At 53.7% G+C, this 8,071-nt stretch carries 9 protein-coding genes and 1 pseudogene; 6 read left to right on the top strand and 4 right to left on the bottom strand.

Features of this window, described 5'->3' with window-relative positions; translation table 11 throughout:
• From ABYP39_RS15675 to ABYP39_RS15665, 3 genes are all read right to left on the bottom strand, one after another.
• Window positions 1-766 (bottom strand): TonB-dependent receptor plug domain-containing protein (locus ABYP39_RS15675; RefSeq protein ID WP_372783474.1); only part of this gene is annotated, 766 nt, incomplete at its 3' end.
• 493 nt (window positions 767-1,259) lie between these two features.
• Window positions 1,260-1,616, bottom strand: coding sequence for a nuclear transport factor 2 family protein (locus tag ABYP39_RS15670; protein WP_372783472.1), 357 nt, complete (start codon window positions 1,614-1,616; stop codon window positions 1,260-1,262).
• A 182-nt stretch (window positions 1,617-1,798) separates the two neighbouring features.
• Window positions 1,799-2,023 (bottom strand): YrhK family protein, encoded by a 225-nt coding sequence (locus ABYP39_RS15665; RefSeq protein ID WP_372750450.1) that lies wholly within the window; start codon window positions 2,021-2,023, stop codon window positions 1,799-1,801.
• A gap of 384 nt (window positions 2,024-2,407) precedes the next feature.
• Between ABYP39_RS15665 and ABYP39_RS15660 the strand changes: the two genes are divergently transcribed.
• The 6 genes from ABYP39_RS15660 to ABYP39_RS15635 all read left to right on the top strand — a co-directional run bounded on the left by ABYP39_RS15660 (window position 2,408) and on the right by ABYP39_RS15635 (window position 7,887).
• Window positions 2,408-2,962: a (2Fe-2S)-binding protein gene (locus ABYP39_RS15660; protein ID WP_372750451.1), complete on the top strand. Its 555-nt coding sequence runs from the start codon at window positions 2,408-2,410 to the stop codon at window positions 2,960-2,962.
• A 1-nt stretch (window position 2,963) separates the two neighbouring features.
• Window positions 2,964-5,249, top strand: coding sequence for a molybdopterin cofactor-binding domain-containing protein (locus tag ABYP39_RS15655; RefSeq protein ID WP_372783470.1), 2,286 nt, complete (start codon window positions 2,964-2,966; stop codon window positions 5,247-5,249).
• A gap of 99 nt (window positions 5,250-5,348) precedes the next feature.
• Window positions 5,349-5,705 carry a rhodanese-like domain-containing protein gene (locus ABYP39_RS15650; RefSeq protein ID WP_372783468.1) on the top strand — a complete coding sequence of 119 codons (357 nt, stop codon included), beginning with the start codon at window positions 5,349-5,351 and terminating at the stop codon, window positions 5,703-5,705.
• Window positions 5,706-5,796: 91 nt separating this feature from the next.
• Entirely contained in the window at window positions 5,797-6,480 is a 684-nt protein-coding gene (locus tag ABYP39_RS15645) for an esterase/lipase family protein (protein ID WP_372749343.1), read from the top strand.
• A gap of 52 nt (window positions 6,481-6,532) precedes the next feature.
• Window positions 6,533-7,039, top strand: coding sequence for an MOSC domain-containing protein (locus ABYP39_RS15640; protein ID WP_372758358.1), 507 nt, complete (start codon window positions 6,533-6,535; stop codon window positions 7,037-7,039).
• Between the two features lie 68 nt (window positions 7,040-7,107).
• Window positions 7,108-7,887: a hypothetical protein gene (locus ABYP39_RS15635; protein ID WP_372783466.1), complete on the top strand. Its 780-nt coding sequence runs from the start codon at window positions 7,108-7,110 to the stop codon at window positions 7,885-7,887.
• Here ABYP39_RS15635 and ABYP39_RS15630 read toward each other — a convergent pair.
• A pseudogene (locus ABYP39_RS15630) lies at window positions 7,884-8,071 on the bottom strand (crotonase); the annotation flags it as partial. The gene ABYP39_RS15635 and the pseudogene ABYP39_RS15630 sit on opposite strands and share 4 nt — an antisense overlap.

The following is an 8,071-nucleotide window of genomic DNA, read 5'->3' as shown; positions in this document are numbered from 1 at the left end:
CTGTGCCGTTCTGCTGTGTTCCAGCATCCCAACGGATGCCAGCCTGTGAGCCGGTCCAGTGGTCGAAATTTTTTGAGCCGTCGGGTCTGATCGCATCGTCGCGTTCGAATGATTTAAGGTAAACGCGGCCGTATTGATTGTCTGCTAACTCTGTACCGTAGCGGAGGTTGGTACTCCACTTTTCTTCATTGCCGGCAGACGCTTCGGCGAGTGTGCCGGTGGTGTCTCTGCTGTGGCTTGTAACAATGTTAATGACGCCGTTAAACGCATTGCCTCCCCAGAATGCCGTGCCGGGGCCTCGTACAACTTCGATGCGATCAATGTCCGGAATCAGGGTATCCACAGTGTCCCAAAACATGCCAACTTTGGCGGGGGAAAAAACGCTTCGACCATCGATTAAAATGAGCATGCGATTGGTAAACAGTCCGCCGTTAAAGCCGCGAATACCAATGCCCCATTTGCCTGTCCCAAAGCGAGTGACTTCAACGCCGGGTACCAGCCTAAGAAGCTCTGGTATGGTAGTGGCGCCCGAACGGCGAATGGTTTCGTTGGTCAGTACATAGACGGCTGCGGGCGATTCTTTGAGGGTTTCGCCTTTACGCGCCGACAAGCTCACATTGACTTCAAGTAGCTGCTCAAGGGAAAGCTCAGCGAGCTTGCGAAGGTCGTGTTCGGCGAATGCAATGGATGGGAATAACCCAAAGGTACCCAAAAGGCATGCAGAGCCTAGTGCAGTCAGCGCCTTGGGTTTGTGATAATTAGGCATTTCGCTCCATGAAACTGGTTTTTCTCGCAAAAATGCTTCTGCACTCTCATTTTTAATAAAGTCTAGTTCAGGAACCTGACTTCGGCGAGAAATCACCTTGCAAGGTAGCAAGTATGTTCATTGCAAGGTTGTGGTTTGGAGGCGGTAATTCCCGGTAGGCGATTAAAATACCTATTTTTTCAGTTACTTGTGTCGGTTTGTTGAGGTGCCCCGTCGCTTGGTAATCTCTTTTAAGAAAGCGGCGGCGACTGTTTTGAACCGGGCCGCAAGCTTAATTCTCAGGCGCAAAACATTGTGTCGTTATTATCGGGTTTTCATTGATCGATGTTGTAAATAGAAAACCCAGTGGCACGATGATCTGTTGCTGAAAGAAGCGCCTTGGATTGTGCAGATAAACGAGGTGACCCGAATGATGATGCTGGAATGCGACTGAGTGGGCTAATGTGGCGGCGTGTGATAATACGCCGCCCGATAAGAGACTAGCTCGTTGTTGTCAGGATTTCATGTTCTCAGGCCCCCAGAAAGCCCGCATCGAGATCACTTTGCCCTGCGCATCGAACTTGAACACATCAATCACATCGATGGTCATACCCGGCGCGCTTACCTGAAAGGGGAAGGCCACTTCGTCGCCCGCGCAGCGGGGTTCGCCAGATAAGGTAAGTTTTATACCGCTGCCCAGACTGGGCTCATAGAATTTGACTATCGCCTCTATGCCGCGATGTATGTCGCTGCCAACAGGGTCTTCGACAGTTGCATCGGTGGCATACAATTCTCTGATAATGCTCATATCGCCCGTTGCAAATGCTTCTACGTAACGTTGCACAGCGGTGATTTTGTCCTGGTATTCCATGGTGTTGTCCCTTGAGTTTTGAGCCCAGTATAGGCCCAGAATCACTTAGCAAGAATGACGAATACGGCCAGGCTCAATTCCGCTGCGGTCAATCGATCTTTTTTCTGAGGCCAGATTTAACCGGTCTGGATAAGCCTTCCGAGTCTTTCACTCTGTTGACACAAACTATGGCAGTTGACGAGCTAGATACCCTCTGGCTCCCAAAGGTCTACCAGCAACCTCCCCGTAGAGCCAATCAGCATCAGAAATGATCCGCTGATAAACAGCCAGACCGCGAAGGTTTTGTAGGGTTCAAATTGGGGAAGAAACAGTATGCTGCCCACGAAGAATGTAATATTTCCCAGTAACCCCAATGACAGATGTATCCAGCTGTAATCATTGACGATTGTGCGAATGACATTACTCATCACTTAGGCCCCTCCTGTCTGAAAAATCGCTAGAAGTAACAAATCTCAAGCGCGTTTGTTAAGTTTGCATCTTGTGAATTTTGTGGGCGACGGAGAGGTGTGAGCACTGGGGGGCGGTCTTGCTGTTATTCAGTCTTTCAGTCTTGCTCTGGGCGGCGGGGCCGCTAAAGCCGAAAAAAGTTTGTCAATATTACCCCGTTAATCGCGGCTAAATAGCATCGGTTCGATGCCCTTATTCGTACAATGGCTTTGCGGTCTTTGCTGTGATCACGTGCGCTGGCGAATTCTATAGTCCGCAGGCAATCTGCCGGGCAGTTGCTACACTGTTGAGCAATAAAAAGTAAGTGAGCAAACCTCCGATCAATCTTGTAGGGGAGATGACAAATGACGACCTTCACGCTTAATGGCAAAGAAATGTCGACCGATGCGCCACCCGATACACCGTTGCTGTGGGTAATTCGCGACGAATTCAACCTCAAGGGCACCAAATTTGGTTGTGGCATTGCCATGTGTGGCGCCTGCACCGTGCACTTGAATGGCAACCCGGTGCGTTCCTGCTCCATGCCACTAAGCGCGGTCAGTGGCGGTGAGGTGCGCACAATCGAAGGCTTGGAGAGCCGGCATCCCCTGCAGCAGGCGTGGGTCGAGCAACAGGTGCCGCAGTGTGGCTACTGTCAATCGGGGCAGATTATGCAGGCGGCGGCTCTGCTGGCGAGAAAAGCCAACCCATCAGACAAGGATATTGTACAGCACATGTCTGGCAATCTTTGCCGATGCATGTCTTACGTGCGTATAAAAGCAGCAATTAAACAGGTTGCCAGCCAGAGCAACAGCACCGTGGAGGTATATGACCCCAAGCGCAAGGCTGTGCTCAATATGGACGACCTGCTCAATCCCGCCCAGAGTACTGAGCGACGCGCGGTAAGGGAGGAGAGCTGATATGACACGGTTAAACAAAGGGGAAGATATTCAGCACAGCCGCCGGCAGTTTCTGGTCGGTTCCGTCGGTGCCGGCTTGGTCATGGCTTTTGCTCCGGCCTTTACTCAATACGGCTCGTTGTTGGCTTCAGAAAAAATTGAAAAGAAGCTGTTTAACCCGACCATCTGGTTTGAGATCAACCAAAGTGGCGACATTCTTGTGAATGTGACCCGGGCCGAGATGGGGCAGCATGTCGGTACCGCGCTGGCGCGGATTGTAGCGGATGAGCTGGGAGCCGACTGGAATCGAGTAAGCATTAAACACGTGGATACCGATCCCAAATGGGGCTACATGGTAACCGGTGGCTCGTGGTCGGTGTTTCAATCCTTTATGCCAATGTCGCAGGCCGGTGCGGCGGGGCGGGAGGCCCTCATTGAAGCGGGAGCAGCTTTGATCGGCGTTAAACCTGCAGCGTGCACTACGCAAAACAGTCAAGTGGTGTGCGGCAATCAGTCCATTGATTTCGCTGAAGTGGTCAAGCGCGGCAAGATTGATAAAACCTACTCTGCTGAACAGTTGGAAAAATTCAGCCCGAAAAAGGCATCAAAACGGAGCCTTATTGCTAAACCCGGTAGCGCGCTCGATGTGCCGCCTAAATCTAACGGAGAGGCGCGCTACGGTATCGATGTTGAACTGGATGGTATGGTTTACGCGCGGCCACTGGTGCCGCCTACTCGCTATGGCTCCGAGGTAAAAGCGGTAAACGATAGCGCCGCAAAAGAGGTCAAGGGCTACCTGGGCTACGAAATACTGACGGACCCCAGCGGGTTATTACAGGGCTGGGTGACGGTGCTAGCCGACACCTACTACGGTGCAATCAAGGCGGCGGACAAGTTAAAGGTAGACTACCGCAAAGGCGATACCGCGAAGGTCACTGAGGAAGATTTGATTGCCGAGGGTGAAAAGCTGGCCGCAGATAAATCCGCCGGCGCCTTGTTTGTGGAGCACGGCAACATTGAATCGACTGCCAGTCAAGCCAACAAGTCGATTGAAGGGGTGTACCGTACGTCTTCTGCTCTGCATTTTGCGCTGGAGCCCGTCAATGCCACTGTGGAATTTCGCGATGGTGTTTGTCATGTGTACACCGGTAATCAGTGGCAGTCGCTTTTTCTGCCCGTGGTGGCCAAGTCCGTCGGTCTGAGTGAAGACAAGGTGATCATTCACCAGCATTATCTGGGCGGTGGTTTTGGCCGGCGCCTGGCTGGGGACTACATGTTGCCCGCAGCGTTGACCGCAAAGGCTGTCAACAAGCCGGTAAAGCTCGTGTTTACCCGCGAGGATGATTCCCGCTTTGATTGTATCCGCTCGCCCTCGGTGCAGCACTTTTGGGCTTATTGGGACGACAAGAACAAGTTGCAGGGTATTGAACACGCCGCAGCGGCGGGGTGGCCGACAAAAACCATGGCACCGGGTTTTCTTATCGATGCGGTTGACGGCAAGGGCAAAATCGATACGTTTTCTATCAGCGGTGCCGATCACTGGTACAGCCTGAAGAATCACCGTGTTCGCGCGATCAATAATCCCTTGGCGCAGGACACCTTTGTGCCGGGCTGGTTGCGTGCAGTAGGGCCCGGCTGGATTGGCTGGGGTGTAGAATCCTTTATGGATGAAGTGGCCCATACACAAGGCGTTGACCCGGTGGAGTTTCGCCTGAGCCTGCTGGATGGCAAAGGCAAGAATGCCGGCAAAGCGCCAGAGGCGGTGGGTGGTGCAAAGCGTCTGGCCCATGTATTAAGGGAAGCAAAAGCGCGATCGGGTTGGGGCCGTAAGTTGCCGAAGCACGAGGGGTTAGGTGTAGCTGTCGCCGCCGGACAGGAACGAACCATGCCAACCTGGAGTGCCTGCGTGGCGCACGTAAAAGTCGATCCGGCTAGCGGCAAGGTCACTGTACTCAAGCTCACTACGGTGATGGATTGCGGCACGGTTGTGCATCCTGACGGGGCCTTGGCGCAAACCGAAGGGGCTATGCTGTGGGGCCTGAGTCTGGCACTGCACGAAGGTACTCGAATCAAGGACGGTCAGGTTGCCGACAACAACCTCAATACTTATACACCATTGCGGATGAACGACGTGCCAGAGCTGGATATCCGTTTTGTAGACAATGCGGAGTTTCCGGTTGGTCTTGGCGAGCCAGGGCTTATTGCTGTAGCACCGTCCATCGGCAATGCAATCTTTAACGCCGTAGGTGCACGGATGAGAAACCTGCCCATTACCGCCGATGCTGTAAAAGCTGCTATGACGGGCTAGAACCTTGGTGCCGGTTCTTAGCAGAGTCGGTGCCTGCGCAAGGTGCAGGATTTGCTACACTTCAGGCTGGGCTGGGTTATTCATTGTCAGGTGTCAATTATGAACACGCTATTCGGGTCAGTCAGGTTTGCATTGCTTAGCCTGGTCTTGTTGACGTCGACTCTCTGGACAGGCGCGCTGGCGGACGAAGGCTCAGCAGGGCCTGTATGGATCGATGTAAGAAGTGTTGAAGAATATCAAGAGAGCCATATCAGCGGCGACACGCGGATTACCCACACCGATATCGTGCCGGAAGTCATGACACTGTTTCCTGATAAAGATACGCCGATCTACCTCTATTGCCGCAGCGGCCGGCGAGCGGGGATTGCCAAGCAGGCACTCGAGGAGGCGGGTTATGTAAATGTTATTAACGCCGGTGGTATTGATGACGCCAGGCAGGCGCGCGACTTGAAGTAATAATCGAGTGTTGACGGTGAGGTTACAGCGCGCGTCAGCGCGCAATTCGATATCACTAGCGCTGCTGCTTTCATGGTGTTTGCTGTCGTGCTTGAACGCTTCCGCGGCGGTGCGCAGTACACCGGGCGACACGCGCCAGGTGGCGCTGTTACACGGTCTTGCCCGCACCGAACAATCGATGGCGGTGTTAGCCGAACGGCTGCGCAGCGAGGGGTTTAGTGTCTGCAACGTGTCCTACCCATCCCGAGACTACCCCATTGTCACATTAGCCCGTGATTATGTGCTGCCGGCGTTGCGGGATTGTTTTCCAGACCCTGCTAAGCCCATACACTTTGTCACTCATTCGCTCGGCGGTATTGTTGCGCGTCAACTGGCAACAATTGACGCCACAATTAACTTTGGCCGTGTGGTCATGCTGTCGCCGCCGAACAAGGGCAGTGAAGTGGTGGACGTCTTGGGAGACTGGTGGCTGTTCGGTGTGATCAATGGGCCGGCGGGGCGGCAACTTGGAACCTCACCAGAGTCGGTACCTAACTCCCTGGGGCCGGCGCCCTTTGAGTTGGGTGTTATCACTGGCAGTCGAACCATAAATTTCATTTTATCCACGCTGATTGAAGGGCGGGACGATGGCAAGGTCTCCATCGAAAGCGCCAAGCTCGCCGGGATGTCGGATTTTATGGTGATGCCGGTAACCCACCCGTTTATCATGCGAGACGACGCGGTGGGTGAGCAGGCGCTACATTTTCTTCACCACGGTGAATTTGCACGCGAGTGATTGGGGGGCTGACTATGGCCAATCTGCTCGTGTGAAATCGAGGAATCCCTGATTGGATGTTTCAACTGCGTTGGGTCAGTTGCTCAATACGCTGCCGCAAGTCGGCACAGTAATGTGGATTGGAGCGCGGCCGGCCCGTGATGAGCCCATGATTGTGGTTGAATCAGCACAGCTTGTCGCTGGCAGGGGCTTGGTCGGAGATCGCTTTAAAGGGCGCCCCGGCAGTGCCCGTCAGGTCACATTGATCCAGCATGAGCATTTGGCGGTGCTGGCGGCCTGTCTGCACCGAGATTCGATTGACCCAATGCTGCTACGGCGAAATATTAGCGTTGGCGGTATCAATCTACTGGCACTGAAAGACAAGCGCTTTCGGGTAGGTGAAACCCTGTTGGAATACAGTGGTCTGGCGCACCCGTGCAGCAAAATGGAAACGTTACTTGGAGCGGGTGGCTATAATGCCATGCGGGGTCACGGCGGCATAACCGCGCGGGTTATAGACGGTGGGGTCATCCATCGCGGGGATGCGGTTGTTTATCTCAGCCAAGATGAGCACCGGTAACCCCAGCTAGCTTAATTGCTGTATCAGTGTAGGATGAAACAACTGACTTGACTGACTGATTAAGACTTATGGCTGAGCAGATCATAAAGATTTCCGACGATTTTCTGAATATCCGTGGCGACTTCAAGATAGGCGGTATACTGAATATCGGTACTCAAGCGTCGCTGGTACGACGTAGCAATGGTGCCTATGTATTACTGGATTCATATGCTTTGAGTGGGGCGATCAAGGCTGAAGTCGATGCACTGACCGAGCACGGTGAAAAACTGGAAGCCATCATCAATCTGCATCCTTTCCATACGGTGCATGTTGAAGCGGCGCACGCGATGTATCCGAATGCCATGCTATACGGTACGCAGCGTCATCACGACAAATTTCCGGAATTGCCCTGGCAACCAGCGCTGACCGAATCGGCGGAGTTTGCCAATGCCTATGCGGCGGATTTTGAGTTTTCCGTACCGGCGGGTGTCGATTTCATTTCCAATAATGAGAACCTGCATTTTTCTTCGGTGCTGGCCTACCACAAGGCGTCCAGAACGCTGCACGTAGACGACACGCTGATGTACATTCCGTTGCCAGGTATTGTCGGCAAAGTACGCAAACCCAAGGTGAGTTTTCACTTAACCTTGGCAAAAACCCTGGAGAAACGCGCTGGAGCCTGTGCGGATTTCCGTCGTTGGGCTACGCAACTGGCTGAGCAATGGCATGACGCACAACATCTGTGTGCGGCTCACTCGGCAACGTTGCTTGATGGCGGCGCGACACCGGGTAGCATTGCAAAACAGATTCTGGAAGCGCTGTCGCGAGCAGAAAAAACCTTGCGCCGGCACGAGAAAAAATACGGCTAACCTTCCGGCCAGTCGCTGTTAACCTGCGATTGCCAGCGCGGCGCGCGGCGTTCGGCGAACGCACGGCCGCCCTCAAGCGCATCGGCTTTGCCCATGGTGTGTTGCAGCCATTGACTCTCTTTGGCATCCATCGCGTCAAGTGACATGCCCAGACCGTCCCATAGCAGGCGCTTGGACATGGCGG

Source organism: Litorivivens sp. (assembly GCF_041625495.1).
Classification (GTDB): domain Bacteria; phylum Pseudomonadota; class Gammaproteobacteria; order Pseudomonadales; family Spongiibacteraceae; genus Litorivivens.
The sequence above is the reverse complement of the archived record's forward strand: the minus strand, read 5'-3'. Positions and strand labels throughout refer to the sequence as shown.